Raw genomic sequence first — 17,409 nt, forward strand, 5'->3', positions numbered from 1 at the left:
CCCCGGTACCTCCCTCACCTCGGCAGGCGGACCGTGAAGGCCGTGGAGCCTGGTCGGCTGTCCAGGCTCACCTCTCCCCCGTGCGCCTTCGCCACCGCCGCCACGATCGACAGGCCCAGGCCCGCTCCTGCGCCGGACGCGTTCGGGTGGCGGTGGTGTTCGGCTCGGGTGAAGCGCTCGAAGACGCCCGAGCGTACGGCCTCGGGGACGCCGGGGCCGTCGTCGCGGACGGAGAGGAGGGCCGAGTCGACGGTGGCCCTCAGGGTGACCTCCACCTTGGTCCCGGCGGGTGTGTGCACACGCGCGTTGGACAGCAGGTTGGCCAACACCTGTGGGAGGCGGTGGGCATCGCCCGGCACCACCACGGGCTCCTCGGGCAGATCGAGGGTCCAGCCGTGTTCCGGGCCCGCGGCGCGGGCGTCGGTGACCGCGTCCAGGACCAGGTGGGTGAGGTCGACCGGCTCGCGCCCCAGGGGACGGCCCGCGTCGAGGCGGGCCAGAAGCAGCAGGTCGTCGACCATCTCCCCCATGCGGGCGGACTCCGCCGCGATGCGTCGCAGGGCGCGCGTGATCTCGGGTGGTATCGGGTCCGGGTGGAGGAGTGCGAGTTCGGCGTGGCCTCGGACCGAGGCGACCGGTGTGCGCAGTTCGTGGCTGGCGTCGGCGGCGAACCGGCGCAGCCGTTCCTCGCTGGTGTGGCGCTTGGTCAGCGCGTCCTCCACATGGCCGAGCATGCGGTCGAAGGCGGCGGCCACCCGGCCGACTTCGCCGTGCGGGTCGGGCTGCGGCGAGCGGGCCGGCAGGACCACCTCTCCGCTGGCCAGCGGCAGCTCACTGACCTGTGCGGCGGTGGCGGCGACCCTGCTGAGCGGGCGCAGCGACCAGCGCACCCACAGGGCTCCGACCGTCCCGGCCGCCACCAGGGCCAGGCCGAACACGATCGCGGCGACCAGCTCCAACCGGTGCACGGTGGCCTGCACCGGCTGCAGCGGCAAGCCCACGATCAGCACGTCGCCGTCCCGGCCCGGGGAGGCGACCGCCCGGTAGTCGCCCAGCGCGGAGAGGTGCACGGTGCGCGCGCCGCCGTCGGCCGGCAGCGCGGCCAGGCGCCCCGCGTCCGCCGCGGTCAGGTCGATGCTCAGATCCGCCGACGGGTCACCGCTGCGGATGAGTCCCTTGTTGGTGACCGTGCCGTCCAGCAGGCGGGCGCCGAAGGTGCCGGTCGCCATGCGGCGGGTGTCGCCGTACTCGTCCCCGTCGTGGTCGTCCGTGAGCCTGCCGTGGTGTTCCAGGCTCTCCGGGAACCGGGTGCCGGTCTGGGTGAGCTGCTGGTCCAGGCGCTGGGTGAGTGAGCCGTCGAGTTCGACGACGGCGGCCAGCCCCACGGCCGCGCAGCTCACCGCGAGCAGCACCACCAGGCCGGCGGTGAGGCGGCCGCGCAGGGTGCGCGGCCAGGGGAGTCGGCGCATGTCGCGCCGGCGGGGGAGCCGGCTCACCGGGCCACCGGCTTCAGTACGTAGCCCGCACCACGCACCGTGTGGATCATGGGTTCGCGGCCGACGTCGATCTTCTTGCGCAGATAGGAGATGTACAGCTCGACCACGTGCGCCTGACCACCGAAGTCGTAGGACCACACCCGGTCCAGGATCTGCGTCTTGCTGAGCACACGGCGCGGATTGTCCATGAGCAGCCGGAGCACTTCGAACTCGGTCGGCGACAGCTCGACCAGCTCGCCCGCCCGGGTCACCTCGCGGGCTTCCACGTCCATCGTCAGGTCGCCCACGACCAGCCGTGGCCCCTCCTCCAGCATGCGGGCCATGCCCGCCCGGCGCAGCAGGCCGCGCAGTCTGGCGACGACCTCCTCCAGACTGAAGGGCTTGGTGACGTAGTCGTCGCCGCCCGCGGTGATCCCGGCGATCCGGTCCTCGACCGCGTCACGGGCGGTGAGGAAGAGCACACAGACGTCGGGCTTCACCTCGTGGAGGCGGCGCAGCACGGCGAAGCCGTCGGTGTCCGGGAGCATCACGTCCAGGACGACGGCGTCGGGCATCAGGTCGCGCGCGGTGGTGAGCGCCGTGGCGCCGTCACCGGCGGCGCGCACGTCCCAGCCCTGGTAACGCAGGGCACCGCTGAGCACCTCCGCGAGATCCGGGTCGTCGTCGACGACGAGGACGCGCAGCGGGGTGCCGTCGGGGCGCGTCAGGACCGGGCGGCCGGAAGGGCTGGTGTTCATCTCGTGTACCAGCATCACCCCTGCCAGGGGGTGACCCCCACCCTCGCCGCTCTGAATTTCCTCTGAGCCGGGCTCCGCCCCGCCCGGAGAAGCCTGAGAAGCACGTGAGATCTCCGTCTCAGGGGCCCGCGCGGGCGCCGGCTCATAGGTCACTGAGAGCTTCGACACGCACAGTGGCAGGGCACGACGCACGACAGCACGGCGCACTACGGCGAGGGGGCGGCGATCGATGGCGACGGTGGAGACCCGGCGAGCGGACCCGCCCGGAACGGCACGGCGCTCTCTCACGACAGCCGTGCCGGTCGCACTGTGGGCGGGGGCCGCGGCCGTGGTCGCCCTCTGGTGGGCGGACACCGCCTCCGTGGTCGGCACGGCCGGCTGGCTGACCGGCGCCGGCCGGATCGCCGGTCTGCTGTGCGGATACGCCTGCGCGGTGCTGGTCGGCCTGATGGCGCGGGTGCCGCTGCTGGAGACCCGGGTCGGCTCCGACCGGGTGGCGCGCTGGCACGCGATGGCCGGCCGCTCCACGCTCTGCCTCCTTCTCGCGCACGTGGCGCTGATCCTCGCCGGGTACGCGGCGCAGGACGGTGCGTCCCTGTGGCACGAGACGGTGACCGTCGTCCTGGACTACCCGGACATGCTCAAGGCCACCGCGGGTACGGTGACGCTCCTCGTGGTCGGCGTCAGCTCCGCCCGAGCGGCGCGGCGTCGGATCAGCCACGAGATCTGGTACCACCTCCACCTGCTGACCTACGCGGCCGTCTTCCTGGCCTTCTTCCACCAGCTCGCGCTGGGCGACCAGTTCCACGGCAGGCAGGTGGCGACCGCCCTCTGGTACGTGCTGTACCTGGGGGTCATGGCCTTGGTGCTGTGGTTCCGCGTGCTCACCCCGGTCCGGCTCAACCGGCGCCACCGGCTGCGCGTGCACTCGGTCCACCGCGAGGCGCCGGGCGTGTACTCGGTCGTCATCCACGGCAGCCGTCTGGACGAGCTGAACGCGCGGCCGGGGCAGTTCTTCCGCTGGCGGTTCCTCCACTCCGGCCTGGCCTGGACCTCGACGCCCTACTCCCTGTCGGCTCCGCCGCGAGCGGACCTGCTGCGCATCACGGTCAAGGCACTCGGCGACCACAGCGCGGCGGTGGCGCTGCTCCAGCCCGGCACACCGGTGTGGGCAGAGGGCCCGTACGGCTCCCTGACCGCCGACCGCGCCACCGGCCGCCAGTCCCTGCTGATCGCCGCCGGGGTCGGCATCACGCCGCTGCGCGCGCTGTTCGAGACCCTGCCCGGCGAGGTCACGCTGCTGTACAGGGCGCGTGGTGCCGAGGACCTGGCGCTGGGCGGGGAGCTGGAGGCGATAGCCCGCCGACGCGGGGCCAGGGTGCTGTACGCCCTCGACGGGCCCGGCGGCGAACGGCCGGACCTCGGCGCGCGGTCGCTGCGTGCCGCCGTTCCGGGGCTGCGCGCACACGACGTCTATCTCTGCGGCCCCCACGGTTTCGCCCGGGACGTGTACGCCGAGCTGCGTGCGGCCGGAGTCCCCGACCGCCGTATCCACCACGAGTCGTTCGAGCTGTGAGGCAGCACCCATGCATCCGTTGAAGAAGAACCACGCCCTCCGGCGGACCGTACTGGCGAGTGCGGCCGCGGTCGGCGCCACGGTGCTCCTGCTGTCCCTGAAGCCGCACACGGCTCCCCTGCCGGCGCTCGCGGCCCCCAAGTCCCCTTCTTCCGCGTCACGCGGTTCGGCCACCGCCGAGCCGAGCCCGTCGGGCGGCCGGACCGGTGCGGCTTCGGGCACCCACACCGCCGCCTCCCGGTCCGTCACCGGCGACGCCGTCCAGACGCGCTGGGGTCCGGTACAAGTGCGGGTGACGATCGAGAACGGCAGGCTCACCGACGTGACGGCCGTCGACTACCCCCGAGACAATCCTCACGACCAGGAGATCGACGGCTACGCGCTCCCCGCGCTGCGACGTGAGGCGCTGGCCGCCCAGAGCGCGGACATCGACATGGTGTCGGGAGCCACGTACACCAGCACCGGTTACCGGCAGTCGCTCCAGTCCGCGCTCGACTCCGCGGGCCGATGAGCACGCGCGGGCGCGCCGGCCCCGGCGCCCACGCACCTCGGCTCCCGACGCACCGGAGCCCCTCGGATCGCGCGAGGGGCTCCGGTGCGTCGGGAGCTCATGGGGGTACGGACCGCGGGACCCGCCGGATCAGTGCTGCCGAGCCGACCGCGTCGGCGTCTTCGAGTAGGCGTCATGCCAGGCGGCCCGCGCTCCGGAGTCACCGATCCGATACACCTGGACCACCGCGCCCGCCGCGACAGCCAGCGACAGGACGCCCACGACGATCCGCACGGTCAGGGCGACCGGCCGGGCGCCGTCCCGCTCGGGCCCCGCCGAAGCCCGCCTGCCTGCCCACCACACGACGACGGCCAGCGCGAACAGGCCCAGGACCCACGGCAGCAGCCCGTCACCCAGCTCGGTGTGGCGCCGCACCAGGGGGTCGTCGTCCACATGCCGTTCCAGCCACTCGCCCGCCTGCGTGGTCAAGGGCACACTGACCAGGGCGACCAGGGCCAGCAGCGGCAGCAACGGCCCGAGCCGCCGGGCGGCACGCGGCCACAGCGCTGCCGCCACCAGGGCCACCGCCGTGAGCGGTACCAGCACGACGACCACATGGACCAGCAGGACATGGGCGGGCAAACCGTTGATCAGACTCATCGAGAGGCTCCTGAGGGAGGTGGGGGGCGCCAGCCTCGCACGGGGACCTCTCAGGTTCCTCTGAAACCGGTGCGCGCCACCGAGGGCACGCGGCCGACGGCCGGGCGGACGGCTCGGGTCAGGCGTTCCGCTTCTGCGGGTGCAGCTCGACTGCGATGTGCGGGTCGAGCGCGTGCAGGAAGTCGGGGGCGTCGAAGATCTCGCCGGCGGAGACGACGCCGACGCTCTTGGTGCGGCCGGTCAGGACGCGCTCGAGGGCCTCGGTGACGAGGGGCGCGGTGACGGCGTAGATGTCCTGGCCGACGGCAGTGGCCCGGCGCTCGGTTCCGCCGGAGCGGACGACGACGTCGACGAGGAAGGTCTGGTTCGAGCGCCCGCTCTCGTCGGCGGCGGTCGGGGCCGGCGTGTGCGGGGCGGCGACGTCTCGGGCCGCCTCGGCGCTCATGTAGGTGGTCACCTCGGGGATGGAGAGGTGCTGGGGGACGGTGACGCAGTCCGCCATCGTGAACTCCCCGATCACCGGCCGGGGTCCCATCGGTTCCGGGAAGGCCCACTCCAGGGTGGGGGCGGCGTCGGTGCGGCGCTCCCACCGTCCGCCGCTGTAGCGCAGGCGGTGGTCGCCGCGTCGCTCGCGGGAGACCGCGCCCGAGAGCCGGGTACCGGCGGTGGGGTGCCAGTTGCTGAGCGCGTAGGCGATGTGTGCCTCGTCGGCTTCGGTCCAGTCGCCCATCGCCGCGGTGGCCAGCAGGTCGCCGAGGCCGCCGAAGAAGGCCATGGCCGGGACGATCACCGCTCCCGCGTCCTGGGCCCGCTCGCGGTAGTGGGCGAACGTGTCGAGGTTGGCCTCGAGCTCGGCGGCCACGTCGAGGTAGGGGATCTTCGCGCGGAGCGCGGCCTCGATGACGGGGCCGGTGGTCGACGCGAAGGGGCCGGCGCAGTTGATGACCGCCGCCGTGCCCGCCAGGGCCCGGTCCAGCGAAGCCGGGTCCTCGACCGACGCCACCCGGGCCTCCAGCCCGTGTGCGTGGGCCATCTCCTCCAGGGACTGTGCGTTGCGCCCGGAGAGCACCGGGACGAACCCGCGTGCGGCCAGCTCCGCGACCACGAACCGCCCGGTGTGACCGTAGGCGCCGAACACCGTCACCAGCTGACCTGACCCCATGAGACTCTCCCCTGTACGCGAACGCCCGCCGCGAGGTCGATCCGCCGCGGCCTGACATCCACATCCTGTCCCTCCGGCAGGGCCCCGCACGAGCGTCGGAAACGACATGCCGCGTACAGTTTCGGACATGTCTTCTGTTGCACTGGCCGCCACCGACGGCATGCTCCCCTACGAACTGTCCGTGGCCGTCGAGGTCTTCGGAGCCGACCTGACCCACATCGTGGATCCCTGGTACGACTTCTCCCTCTGCGGGAGCGGGCCCGTGCACATCGGCCGCTTCCGTCTGGACCCCGACCACGGACTCGACCACCTCGCGCACGCGGACACGGTGATCGTCCCCGGGTGGGCCGACACCGACCGCGACCCGCCCGCCGAGCTGGTCGAGGCGGTGCGTGCGGCCCACGCGGCCGGTGCCCGCGTGGCCTCACTGTGCACGGGCGCCTTCGTCCTGGGCGCGGCAGGACTGCTCGACGGGAGGCGCGCCACCACGCACTGGGCCCACACGCGGGAACTGGCCCGGCGCCACCCGGCGGCCGCGGTGGATCCGGACGTCCTCTACGTCGACAACGGCGACGTCCTCACCTCCGCGGGCAAAGCCGCGGCCATGGACCTGTGCCTGCACCTGGTCCGCCTCGACCACGGCTCGGCCAACGCCAACAAGATCGCCCGACGCCTGGTCACCCCACCGCACCGCGACGGCGGCCAGGCCCAGTTCATCGCCACGCCCCTCCCCGCCCCGGGCAACCACCCGCTGGGCGAGCTCTTCCCCTGGGTACTGGAGCGGTTGGACAAGCCGCTGACCGTGGAGGACCTGGCCCGCCAGGCCCGCATGAGCTCACGTCACCTCGGCCGCCACTTCAAGCACCTCACCGGCACCACGCCCCTGCAATGGCTCCACACCCAGCGCATTCGCCACGCCCAGGAACTGCTGGAGACCACCGGCGCCACCGTGGACGCCATCGCCGCGGCCACCGGCATGGGCACCGCCACCACTCTGCGCCGCCACTTCCACCGCAGCGTCGGCGTCCCACCCGACACCTACCGCCGTACCTTCCGCCCCTGAAGGAGCATCAGGGCCCGGGCGGCCGATCGCACAGTGCCCAGGCAGGTGCCGTCCGAAGAGATCCCCTGTTCATCCCGTCAGGTCAACGCACCCTTCCTCGTGGCTTCAGCGCCAGGTTCGGCAGTTCCGGTGCGGGCAGGGGGGCGCCGTCGTAGCCGTGGACCTCGCCGAAGCGGGTGCCCTCCATCCAGCCCCTGCGGGCCTCGGCGATCTCCTCGCCGGTGCGGGCGACGAAGTTCCACCACATGACGATCTCCTCCTCGAACGGGGTTCCGCCGAGCAGGACCGTCCGGGCCGGGACCGCCGACTCGTTCACCAGGGTCAGGGTGCCCGTGCCGGGGGGTGCGTAGCCGAGGTCGGCCGGGTGCAGCAGGGTGCAGCAGGGTGCCGGCGAGATGGACGTCGCCGTGGTCGACGAGCAGGCCGTGTTCGAAGGACGGGTCGACGTCGAGCGTGAGCGAGGCCCCCGGTTCGAGGAGGATCTCGGCGCCCAGCAGCGGTGTGAAGGTCCGCACCGGGGAGTCGCTGCCGGCCAGGGAGCCGAGGAAGACCCGTGTCACGGCCCCGTCGACCCGCACGGGCTCGGGGACGTGGTGCCGGAAGTCGCGTGCGGTGTCGCGGTGTTCGGCGGGCAGCGCCACCCAGAGCTGGACACCGTGCAGGACCGTGGTCCGCTCGGTGGAGACCTCGGAGTGGCTGATGCCGTGCCCGCTCGTCATGAGGTTCAGCTCGCCGGGCCGTACGAGGGCGTGGCTGCCCAGGCTGTCCCGGTGCTCGATCTCTCCGCTGAACAGCCAGCTCACCGTCTGCAGACCGGTGTGCGGATGCGGGGCGACCACCATGCCGCCGCTCTCGGCGACGTCGTCCGGGCCGTAGTGGTCCGCGAAGCACCATGCTCCGATCATGGTCCGGGCCCGCTGCGGCAGAGTGCGCCGGACGGTCATCGCCCGGGGGCCGCCGAGCGGGACGTCACGCGGGGAGAGGACCTCGATCTCCGACACCTGAACCTCCGATAGTAGTTTTATATTCAACCATTCTATCGTGAGAACCGTGTTCCGGGGACGGTGACCGGGGACACGTCCGGCGGTGCGCCCGGCCCGGAATCACGCCCGCTGTCTCCGCGTTGTGCACACCGCGTTGTGCGCACCGCACGACATCTTTCGAAGGAGCCCAGGTTGAGCACCGGTACGACGCAGTCCACGGCCCGGCGGATCTTCATCGACAAGCAGAGTCCCAAGGCCTATCACGCGCTGCTCCAGACGTCCGAGGCGGTCCGCGCGACGGCCACCGAGGCGGGACTGGACCGCACCCTGGTCGAACTGGTCAACCTCCGGGTGTCGCAGATCAACCGCTGCGCCTTCTGCCTCGACGTCCACACCAGGGCCGCGCTGCGCGCCGGCGACACCACGCAGCGGCTGGGCGTCCTCGCCGCCTGGCGGGACACCGAGGTGTTCTCGCCCGAGGAGCGCGCCGCCCTCGCCCTGGCGGAGGCGGTGACGGCGCCGTCCGACGCGACCGCCCAGGAGTACGCCTACGAGGCGGCGCGCGCGGTGTTCTCGGACGACCAGATATCCGCGGTGATCTGGGCGGCGATCACGATCAACGCGTTCAACCGTGTCTCGATCATGAGCAAGCACCCGGTACGGGCGGCCTCGGAGGCCTGATCCGCGGATCGGCGATCGCCGCGAAGCCGCCTGCCCGCCGGACTCCGGCCCCCGGCGGGCAGGCGGCGTACGCAGCCGGACGCCCCGACTCGGGCCCCGGCGGTCCGGCGGCGGCCGCGGGCAGAGGCCGGCGTCGCCGTGCCGGGGCCGTGCGTCACCGGCGCGGCGGCCGGTGGCAGGCCAGGGCGCGCTCCACGGCCGCGGCCATGGCCCGCTCGCCGAGCGCGTTGGGATGGAACGGCGCGGCGGGCATGCTCGGGGCGAGGGACTCCAGCCAGCGCGTACCGGCCGGCCGGCAGACGTCGTGGCCGACGGTCGGACCGTAGGTGTCGACGAAGCCGGCGCCTCTCCGGTGGGCCACCCTCGCCATCATCGCGTCGAGTTCCTTCTCGGTGTCCCGCAGATACGCGAAGTCCCCCGCCGCGAACGGCACCGAAGCGCTCGTGCAGCCGGCTCCGTCGTCCGGGAGCAGGTCCGGATAGCCGACCACCAGCACCCGGGCGTGCGGGGACCGCTGATGGACACCACGCACCACCCGGGCGACCTTCGCGGCGGTCTTCTCGATGGCCTCCTCCAGCTGGTCGTGGCCGCCGCCGGTGAAGTGCGCGCGGCACGGGGCCCCGGTGGGGTCGGTGGGCGTCAGCCGGGCGCAGGTGCCGAGCACAGCGCTGAACCCGGCGTCGTTGCCGCCGATGCTGACGGTGACGAGGTCCGTTCCCCGGCTCAGGGCGTCGAACTGGGCGGGGGCGGTGCCCTGCGGGCTGGTCATCTCGACGGTGGTCGCGCCGGAACAGGTGACGTCCGTCAGCCGCGCCCCCTGCCGGGCGGCCACCAGCGAGGGGTAGTTGTGACTCGACCTGGCGCAGGCGGTGTCCACCTGGTCGGGGACTCCGGGCGCGGAGGCGTACGAGTCGCCCAGAGCGACGTAGTCCAGGTGGTGCCGCGCCCCGGCCGGTTCGGCGCTCGCCGGTACCGCCGTGGCTCCCGTCAGCGCGAGCACGCAGCCGACCACGGCGGCGCCCAGCGCCGGTACGCGTCCGGCTCCCTTGCGTCGTGTTCTCCTCGGCACAGTGGATCCTCCCTCTCGGAACGACTCGACGACCGTGCGGGGGAAGGCTCTTCAGGCCGATGGGCCCCACGTGCCCGGGAGGTCCGAAGGGCCGCGGACACCCCGCACCCAGCAGACGAGTGTGCGATCGTCACGACCCGAATGCTCCCCTCCGTTCGGGTGGATGCGGACCGCGCGCCGGGCCGCGAGGAGCCGTTCCGGAGGGTGGCCGGATCCTCTCCACCGCCCCCTCCCGCGCGCCCGGCCGGGCTGCCATCCGTGTGACTTGCGTCTGACCTGGAGTGACACGCGGACAATGCGAGGTGTTGACCGTACGATCAGGCAATGCCTGACACGACCGAAACCACGCCCGGCTGGCTGACTTCCGACGAACTGGAGATGGCACGCGCCCGCATGCCCATCCTGTACGTGGAGGCGGTGCCCGTCCGGGTCGACGACAGCGGTGAAGTCACCAGCATCGGACTGCTGTTGCGGATAGGGCCCGACGGGACCGTGAGCCGGACGCTCGTCTCGGGGCGGGTCCTGCATCACGAACGGGTCCGGGACGCCCTGCTGCGCCACCTGGAGAAGGATCTCGGGCCGGTGGCACTCCCCCGAGTGCCGCCCTCCCTCCAGCCCTTCACCGTGGCCGAGTACTTCCCGACACTGGGGATCACGCCGTTCCACGATCCCCGTCAGCACGCGGTGTCCCTCGCCTACATCGTCCCCGTGGCCGGTGACTGCCGTCCCCGTCAGGACGCACTCGACCTGGTGTGGTTCAGCCCGCAGGAGGCGGCCTCCGAGGTGGTCCGAGGCGAGATGCCGGGCGGCCAGGGCGTCCTGCTCAAGCAGGCCCTGGCCCACGTCGGCTGCCTGTCCTGACCTGCGAGCCCGGCCCGGCACCGCACCCGGGGCCGCCGGGCCGGCCTGCGTCCCCCTGCGGATGTACGGTCGGGCAGTCGGTGCGGCAGGCCGGTGCCGACGAGTGGGTCGGCGCCGAACAGGCCCGTTCACGGCCGAGCTTGCGGTGGTCGTGCGGGGCGGTCTCCGGAGGCGTCACAGCACGTGCATCAGAGGCATTTCCCCACGGGCGCCTTCGCGGTCCCCTGGTCTCCCGGACCGCAAGGGGCGCACGCGGTGCGTCAGCGGGAGCGGCGGATACGGATCGGGCCGCGAGCCTCTGCCGGCTGGATGGCGCGCCCTGCCTGCGTGATGTCCACCTTGCCCGCCGCGACCAGCCGCAGGGCAGCTTGGCGGGCCGGTTCCATGAGGGCGCGCCATCCGTCATCCTCTCCCTCGTACACCTCCCGCGCGGCGTCCGAGGGGCAGATCGACGCGGTCGGGGCACGACGGCCCAGCAGCTCCAGGATCGTCTGTTCCAAGCGCCGGTCCTGGGACTCGTTCATGCCTTGTGCTGCATGGAGCGCCGTGCGGGGTTGCCCTGCTGGGCGGCCTTCGGGTCCTTCTCGTCGGCCTTGGCCCGGACGCCGTCGGCGATACGCTTACCGATCTCCTCGTCGATGTTGGACCAGTAGGTGAAGGCCCGCTCGAGCACCGGCCGGCTCACCCCGTTCAGGAGGTGTCCGACGACGTTGTCGACCAGGCGGTCACGTGCGTCGTCGTCCATCACCTCGCGCACCAGGGTGCCGGGCTGTCCCCAGTCGTCGTCCTCCGGGTGGGACACATAGGCGGCGCGGGTGATCTCGCCGTCGGCGGTCCAGCTGGGCGGGGATCCGTAGCGCTCGGTGTCGGCCGCGGGACCGCCCTTGGAGTTCGGGGCGTACACGGGGTCGCTCGTGTTCCGGTAGGCCATCGCGCCGTCCTTGGAGTACGTGTGGACGTCGACGACGGGGGCGTTCACCGGCAGCTGCTGGTAGTTGGCGCCGATACGGTGGCGGTGGGCGTCCGCGTAGGAGAACAGTCGGGCCAGCAGCATGCGGTCCGGACTCGGGCCGATGCCGGGAACGAAGTTGTTGGGCTGGAACGCCGCCTGCTCGATCTGCGCGTGGTTGTCGGTGGGGTTCCTGTCGAGGGTCATGCGGCCGACCGGGATGAGCGGGTAGTCGCCGTGCGGCCACACCTTGGTGAGGTCGAACGGGTTGAACCGGTATCCCGCGGCCTCCGCGTACGGCATCACCTGGACGTACAGGGTCCAGCTCGGACAGTCGCCGTCCCGGATGTGCTCGAACAGATCCCTGGTGTGGTAATCCGTGTCGACCGCGGCCATCTGGTCGGCCTCGTCCTGGGTGAAGAACTCGACGCCCTGGTCGGTCTTGAAGTGGTACTTCACCCAGAACCGCTCGCCGTCGGCGTTGATCCACATGTAGGTGTGGGAGGTGTACCCGTTCATGTGCCGCCAGGTCCGCGGGATGCCGCGATCTCCCATCAGCCAGGTGACCTGGTGGGCGGACTCCGGGGACAGGGTCCAGAAGTCCCATTGCATGTCGTGATCACGCAGGTTGTTGTCCGCTCGGCGTTTCTGGGACCGGATGAAGTGCTGGAACTTCATCGGATCCTTCACGAAGAACACCGGCGTGTTGTTGCCGACCATGTCGTAGTTGCCTTCGCTGGTGTAGAACTTCACCGCGAAGCCGCGCGGGTCACGCCAGGTGTCCGGGCTGCCGCGCTCCCCGGCGACGGTCGAGAAGCGGACGACCAGGTCGGTTCGGGTGCCAGGCTGGAACACGGCCGCCTTCGTGTAGGCGCTGACATCGTGAGTCACCTCGAAGTAGCCGAACGCGCCGCTGCCCTTGGCGTGCGGCTGACGCTCGGGGATCCGCTCCCGGTTGAACTGCGCCATCTGCTCGATCAGATAGGCGTCCTGGAGCAGGATCGGACCGCCGGGGCCCACGGTGAGCGAGTGTTCGTCACTCTCCACCGGCGCGCCGGAATCGGTCGTGGTGGCGGGTCGGATCTCCGTCATGAGTCTGTCCTTCGTGCTCAGGTCAGCAGCGACGTCGTGGCGCCCCGGGCGCCGACGTCCGATCGGTGGGGTGTGGCTGCCGCCTTCTCCGCTCGCCGCGCACCCGCGGAGTCGGCGGAGACCGCCAAGACGCACCTTGTACCCACAGGCCGCGTGACCCTGAGAGGGCGGAATAAACCCGCTCACCCCGACCTACCCGCGAAAGGGGTCGATATCGCCCGATCGGACGGCACGTCGCGCGCGGCAACACCTCAAAGGGGACGTGGCCACCGAGAAGGCCCCCACGGGCCCCAGAAAATGATCAAGGGCCGGTTTCGGACATCTCCGAAACCGGCCACTGACCTCCGACCTCATCTGTCGGGACGACAGGATTTGAACCTGCGACCCCTTGACCCCCAGTCAAGTGCGCTACCAAGCTGCGCCACGTCCCGATGCATGTCGCGGGCTGTACGCGCGATCACGCAGGTCAACCCTACCGCACAGTTCCGACGGGGCTCACTCCCGCGCCGCTGCCGGGACTTTGGTCGAGCAGGTGTGCGAATGCCACCTCCTCACCCTTCCCGGGTGAGGAACACCGGGCTCATGAGGCGCACGCTCGCAGGTGAGCGGCTGTGCACAGCGGCCGCGCAACGAACGGAGGCCCCCCATGACCACCACCCCGACGCACCACCGCTCGGCCGGCACCATGGCGGCCGCGACCGGTCTGACCCTGTTCGCCGCCGTGATGCTGTTCATCTCCGGCGTACTCGCCGTCTTCCGGGGCATCATGGCGGTCGCCCGCGACAACGTCTTCGTCGCCACCCCGAACTACGTCTTCAAGTTCGACCTGTCGGGCTGGGGCATCATCCACCTGGTCCTCGGGGCGCTCGCGGTGATCGTGAGCATCGGGTTGTTCATGGGAACCACCTGGGCGCGGGTCCTCGGCGTGGCGATCGCGGCCCTGCTGATCATCACCAACTTCCTGTCCATCCCGTACTCCCCGGTCTGGTCCCTCACCCTCATCGCCCTGTTCGGGTTCACCATCTGGGCCCTGTGCGTGGCTCCGCGGGACACCTCGGACACCGCCGCGCGGTAGGCGGCGGGTGGCTCGGCGCCGGGCACGGCACGACCGCGAGGGAAGCGTTCTCATGCGATACGAGATCCGTGTGGACGGGCAGATGTCGAAGACGCTGACCAGGGCGTTCCCGGAACTGGAGAGCGTCGTCGTGCCCGACCAGACCGTGCTGTCCGGGCAGGTCGTCGACGAGGCCCATCTGTACGGCCTGCTGGCGCGCTGCCAGTCGCTCGGGCTGCACGTCGTCGAGATGCGGCGCCTGCCCGAGTGACCCGTCACAGCAGGTGCAGTTCCCTGGCCCGGCGCACCGCCTCGCCCCGCCGGCTCGCGGACAGCTTGCGGTAGAGGCTCTTCAGATGCGTCTTGACCGTGTTCACCGACAGGTACAGGTCGGCGGCGATCTCCTCGGTCGACATCATCTGCGCGAGCCGTTCCAGCACCTCCTGCTCGCGCCTGCTGAGAGGTTCGGTCACCGGCGCCGGCGAGGCCTCGGCCGTGTGCTCCGCCGGGGTGTGGCCGGCCAACCACTCCGGCAGCCAGTCGTGTCCCCGGGTCAGTTCGGGTCGGCGGCGGGTCAGCCGCCTGAGCCAGGGGCCGGACTCCAGGAACGGCCGTCTGAGCCGCTCCGGACGGGCCACGGCGAGGGCCCGGGCGACCAGCCGCTGGGCCTCGGCAGGGTCGCCCAGCGCGTCGGCGGTCTGGGCCCGCGCCAGCAGCGCCCTGACCGTGATGGCCGGACCCTCGCCCTGCCCGACGGGGAGCGTGTCGAGGAGGTCCTGCGCGGCTTCGCCGTCCCCGGTGGCGAGATGGGCGCGGGCCGCGGCGATCACGTTCTCCGGGCCCGGTGTCCCCATAGCCTCCTGGAGGACCTCGCGCGCGGCCTGCGCCCTGCCGTCGGCGAGGTAGGCCGCGGCCATGGTCAGGGCCGTGCGGTCGTTCACCCAGGGCGAGGGCTCGCCGGGCGTCGGGCACCGCCGCTGCTCCTCCAGGAGCCGCAGTGCCGCCCGGGGGTGGCCGCGGGCGAGCAGCAGCCGGGACCTCAGGAGTGTCAGCCCCGCGCTGACCAGCGGGTCGCGCGGGAGGGTGGCGGAGGCCGCGTGGTCCAGGCGCGTGCGCGCGGCCTCCAGGTCGTCGTGGTCGATGGCGACCGCGGCCAGGACGAGCTGCGCGGTACCGGTACTGGCGTCGGGCGGCAGTCCCGAGCGTTCGGCCTCGGCGAGGGCCTCGCGGGCGTGCGACTCGGCGCGGCCCGGCCAGCCGTTCAGGAAGTCGATGAGGGCCAGCCGGCTGAGGCACTCGTGCCGGGGCAGGGCGGTGTCCGGGCCGCCGTCCGCCTTCACCGCGTCGGCCAGCGAGGACCGCGCGGCGTCGAGCCGTCCCGCCCACAGCTGTGCCGAGCCGAGGTCGGTGAGCACGAGGGCGGGCAGTTCCGGGTGCCGGGCCAGGTTCTCGGCGGGGATGCCGTGGCCGGCGGCCGTCACGTCGTCGGCGGCGGCCTCGGCCCGGTCGGCGGAGCCGGTCATCCGGGCGGCCAGCACCCTGAGCAGGGCGCAGCTGAGCCGGAGGGCGGGCGTGCCGGGGCCGTCGCCCTCGGGGACGGCCCGCTCGGCGCGGTCGAGGTGGCCCAGGCCCCGTTCGAGGTCGTGATGTGCCAGCTCGCGGGCGGCGCGGACCAGGTCCGCGGCCGGTCCCGAGGCGTCGGGGGGCATCCGGGAGAAGAGCGCGTCGAGGTGCTCGGAGTCCAGCCCGGTCAGCAGTCGGCCGATGGCCAGGCCGTCGACGAACCAGGTGGCGGCCTGCTCCCAGTCGCCCGCGTCCGCCGCGTGCGGGAGGGCCTCGGCCAGCTGCCCCGCCCGGCTCAGCCAGCGTGCGGCCCGGCGGTGCAGTTCGGCTTCGAGGCCCGGGTCGCGTACGCGCAGATGGACCCGGAGGATCTCGGCGAACAGGGGGTGCAGCCGGTACCAGGAGTGGCCGATGGACTCCACGAAGGCGTTCGCGCGTTCCAGTCCGGCGAGGATCGCCTCGGCGTCGTCGCCCCCGGTGAGGGCGTTCGCGAGGCCGGGGTGGATCTGTTCCAGCACGCTGGTGCGCAGCAGGAGGTTCTGCGTCTCGGCGGGCTGGGTGTCCAGGACCTCCGCGAGCAGGAAGTCCGCGAGCGTGCTCCGGCCGGCCTCGAAGTCCTTGAGGAAGGCCTCGGGGTCGTCGCTGCCCTGCGCCGCCAGGGTGCACAGCCGCAGCCCGGCGGCCCAGCCCGCGGTGCGCTCGGTCAGGGCGCGGGTGCCGTCGTCGGACAGGTGCATGCCGTGCCGGTCGAGCAGCTCGGCGGTCTCCTCGGGGCGGAAGGCCAGGTCGGCGCCGCGGATGTCGGTGGCCTCTCCGGCGGCCCGGTAACGGTGCAGCGGCAGCAGCGGCTCGGTGCGGCTGATGATCAGCAGGCGTAGTCCGTCCCCGGCGTGGCGGAGCACGAACTGCAGTTCCCCGGCGACCGCGGCCGAGGTGCCGACCCGGTCGAACTCGTCCAGGACGAGCACCACGGGCTCGGCCCGTGCGCTCAGCTCCGCGGCGAGCCTGGTCAGCAGCGAGTGGTCCACCTCGCCCGGCTGGGCCGGGCTGCCGATGTCGCCGCGTGCGGCGAGCCCGTGCCGCCGCAGGGACTCCAGGACGTAGGTCCAGAACACCCCGGGGCCGTTGTCCTCGGCCGCCACCGTGAGCCAGGCGGGCGGGCCGGGTGCGTGCCCCTGGGCGATCCAGTCGGCGACGAGCAGGGTCTTGCCCGCTCCGGCGGGGCCGTTGACCAGCGTCAGGGGGCCGCGCACCCCCTGGGTGAGCCGCTCGGTCAGCCGGGGTCTTCGAACGAATGTCTGCGGCAGCCCGGGCACGCTGAACCGTGCGGCGAGGACGGGGTCCCCGTTCGGGGCGAAGGCCTCCGAGGGCGGGTCCGGGTGGCCGCCGGTGGTCGGACGAGGCATGGCACCTACCACTGCACCCCCGCTCGGCTGCGGCGCGCCTCTCGTACTCCTGGCGCGCATCTCGTACACAGGGAAAAATGTCCCTTTGATCTTATATGCCTTCGATCCTACGCAACGTGGTTGCAACGTGCACCGCGCTGGGATGGGGACCGTGACCATGGACACGAACCCGCGCGTGGAGCTGACGCCCGCGGCCGCCGAGCTGGTGCGGCGACTGCGGGCGGCCCACGGGCCGCTGATGTTCCACCAGTCCGGCGGCTGCTGCGACGGCAGCGCCCCCATGTGCTATCCGGCGGGCGAGTTCCGCACCGGCGGCTCGGACGTGCTGCTCGCGGAGCTCGCCGTGACCGGGGTCCAGGAGCCGGTGGGCTTCTGGATGTCCCGCGCCCAGCACGAGGCCTGGCGCCACACCCGGCTGATCGTGGACGTCGTGCCCGGCCGTGGCAGCGGGTTCTCCCTGGAAGCACCCGAAGGAGTGCGATTTCTCATCCGATCTCGCGTAGTGGACGGCTGAAGACCGCAACCTGACATCCCGGTCTGCTGCACTTCCCTGAGTCCTGCTCACAG

General features: G+C 72.3%; 16 protein-coding genes, 1 tRNA gene and 1 pseudogene. 8 read left to right on the forward strand and 10 right to left on the reverse strand.

Annotation, left to right across the window (positions count from 1 at the left end):
* Window positions 1–14: 14 nt before the first annotated feature.
* Both AB0C59_RS29160 and AB0C59_RS29165 read right to left on the reverse strand, forming a co-directional pair.
* Window positions 15–1,469, reverse strand: a complete 1,455-nt coding sequence (locus AB0C59_RS29160; protein WP_363009901.1) for a HAMP domain-containing sensor histidine kinase — start codon at window positions 1,467–1,469, stop codon at window positions 15–17.
* Window positions 1,470–1,492: 23 nt separating this feature from the next.
* On the reverse strand, window positions 1,493–2,233 hold the full coding sequence (locus tag AB0C59_RS29165; RefSeq protein WP_363009809.1) for a response regulator transcription factor: 741 nt from the start codon (window positions 2,231–2,233) through the stop codon (window positions 1,493–1,495).
* 229 nt (window positions 2,234–2,462) lie between these two features.
* Between AB0C59_RS29165 and AB0C59_RS29170 the strand changes: the two genes are divergently transcribed.
* Both AB0C59_RS29170 and AB0C59_RS29175 read left to right on the forward strand, forming a co-directional pair.
* Window positions 2,463–3,809 carry a ferredoxin reductase family protein gene (locus AB0C59_RS29170; protein ID WP_363009811.1) on the forward strand — a complete coding sequence of 449 codons (1,347 nt, stop codon included), beginning with the start codon at window positions 2,463–2,465 and terminating at the stop codon, window positions 3,807–3,809.
* Window positions 3,810–3,819: 10 nt separating this feature from the next.
* The gene (locus AB0C59_RS29175) at window positions 3,820–4,320 is read left to right on the forward strand and encodes an FMN-binding protein (RefSeq protein ID WP_363009813.1); all 501 of its coding nucleotides are present in this window, start codon (window positions 3,820–3,822) and stop codon (window positions 4,318–4,320) included.
* Between the two features lie 129 nt (window positions 4,321–4,449).
* On the opposite strand, the gene AB0C59_RS29180 is transcribed toward AB0C59_RS29175, so the two are convergent.
* Together AB0C59_RS29180 and AB0C59_RS29185 are read right to left on the reverse strand one after the other, a co-directional pair.
* A complete protein-coding gene (locus tag AB0C59_RS29180; protein WP_363009815.1) occupies window positions 4,450–4,959 on the reverse strand; it encodes a DUF2231 domain-containing protein in 510 nt (169 codons plus the stop codon).
* 118 nt (window positions 4,960–5,077) lie between these two features.
* Complete coding sequence (locus tag AB0C59_RS29185; protein ID WP_363009817.1) at window positions 5,078–6,121, reverse strand: saccharopine dehydrogenase NADP-binding domain-containing protein; 1,044 nt, start codon at window positions 6,119–6,121, stop codon at window positions 5,078–5,080.
* Window positions 6,122–6,248: 127 nt separating this feature from the next.
* On the opposite strand from AB0C59_RS29185, the gene AB0C59_RS29190 reads away from it, so the two are divergent.
* The gene (locus tag AB0C59_RS29190) at window positions 6,249–7,184 is read left to right on the forward strand and encodes a helix-turn-helix domain-containing protein (RefSeq protein ID WP_363009819.1); all 936 of its coding nucleotides are present in this window, start codon (window positions 6,249–6,251) and stop codon (window positions 7,182–7,184) included.
* 82 nt (window positions 7,185–7,266) lie between these two features.
* On the opposite strand, the pseudogene AB0C59_RS29195 reads toward AB0C59_RS29190, so the two are convergent.
* Window positions 7,267–8,224, reverse strand: a pseudogene (locus tag AB0C59_RS29195) (pirin family protein).
* Between the two features lie 135 nt (window positions 8,225–8,359).
* Here AB0C59_RS29195 and AB0C59_RS29200 point away from each other — a divergent pair.
* Window positions 8,360–8,848: a carboxymuconolactone decarboxylase family protein gene (locus AB0C59_RS29200; RefSeq protein WP_363009821.1), complete on the forward strand. Its 489-nt coding sequence runs from the start codon at window positions 8,360–8,362 to the stop codon at window positions 8,846–8,848.
* Window positions 8,849–9,002: 154 nt separating this feature from the next.
* Here the strand turns inward: AB0C59_RS29200 and AB0C59_RS29205 are convergent, their stop codons facing one another.
* Window positions 9,003–9,917 carry an SGNH/GDSL hydrolase family protein gene (locus AB0C59_RS29205; RefSeq protein WP_363009823.1) on the reverse strand — a complete coding sequence of 305 codons (915 nt, stop codon included), beginning with the start codon at window positions 9,915–9,917 and terminating at the stop codon, window positions 9,003–9,005.
* A 324-nt stretch (window positions 9,918–10,241) separates the two neighbouring features.
* Here AB0C59_RS29205 and AB0C59_RS29210 point away from each other — a divergent pair, with 324 nt between their 5' ends.
* Window positions 10,242–10,778: an NUDIX hydrolase family protein gene (locus AB0C59_RS29210; RefSeq protein WP_363009825.1), complete on the forward strand. Its 537-nt coding sequence runs from the start codon at window positions 10,242–10,244 to the stop codon at window positions 10,776–10,778.
* A 260-nt stretch (window positions 10,779–11,038) separates the two neighbouring features.
* On the opposite strand, the gene AB0C59_RS29215 is transcribed toward AB0C59_RS29210, so the two are convergent.
* From AB0C59_RS29215 to AB0C59_RS29225, 3 genes are all read right to left on the reverse strand, one after another.
* Window positions 11,039–11,302, reverse strand: a complete 264-nt coding sequence (locus AB0C59_RS29215; protein ID WP_363009827.1) for a DUF3253 domain-containing protein — start codon at window positions 11,300–11,302, stop codon at window positions 11,039–11,041.
* On the reverse strand, window positions 11,299–12,819 hold the full coding sequence (locus AB0C59_RS29220; protein ID WP_363009829.1) for a catalase: 1,521 nt from the start codon (window positions 12,817–12,819) through the stop codon (window positions 11,299–11,301). Before AB0C59_RS29220 ends, AB0C59_RS29215 begins: the two co-directional genes overlap by 4 nt.
* Window positions 12,820–13,176: 357 nt before the next feature.
* Window positions 13,177–13,250, reverse strand: a tRNA-Pro gene (locus AB0C59_RS29225).
* A gap of 215 nt (window positions 13,251–13,465) precedes the next feature.
* Here AB0C59_RS29225 and AB0C59_RS29230 point away from each other — a divergent pair.
* Both AB0C59_RS29230 and AB0C59_RS29235 read left to right on the forward strand, forming a co-directional pair.
* A complete protein-coding gene (locus AB0C59_RS29230) occupies window positions 13,466–13,894 on the forward strand; it encodes a hypothetical protein (RefSeq protein WP_363009831.1) in 429 nt (142 codons plus the stop codon).
* Between the two features lie 52 nt (window positions 13,895–13,946).
* The gene (locus tag AB0C59_RS29235; RefSeq protein ID WP_363009833.1) at window positions 13,947–14,144 is read left to right on the forward strand and encodes a hypothetical protein; all 198 of its coding nucleotides are present in this window, start codon (window positions 13,947–13,949) and stop codon (window positions 14,142–14,144) included.
* 4 nt (window positions 14,145–14,148) lie between these two features.
* Here AB0C59_RS29235 and AB0C59_RS29240 read toward each other — a convergent pair whose 3' ends face one another.
* Window positions 14,149–16,842 carry a LuxR C-terminal-related transcriptional regulator gene (locus tag AB0C59_RS29240; RefSeq protein WP_363009835.1) on the reverse strand — a complete coding sequence of 898 codons (2,694 nt, stop codon included), beginning with the start codon at window positions 16,840–16,842 and terminating at the stop codon, window positions 14,149–14,151.
* Window positions 16,843–16,999: 157 nt separating this feature from the next.
* Here AB0C59_RS29240 and AB0C59_RS29245 point away from each other — a divergent pair, with 157 nt between their 5' ends.
* A complete protein-coding gene (locus tag AB0C59_RS29245; RefSeq protein ID WP_363009837.1) occupies window positions 17,000–17,356 on the forward strand; it encodes a DUF779 domain-containing protein in 357 nt (118 codons plus the stop codon).
* Window positions 17,357–17,409: the final 53 nt, after the last annotated feature.

The sequence above is a fragment of the Streptomyces sp. NPDC048664 genome, assembly GCF_040650555.1.
Taxonomy (GTDB): Bacteria; Actinomycetota; Actinomycetes; order Streptomycetales; family Streptomycetaceae; genus Streptomyces.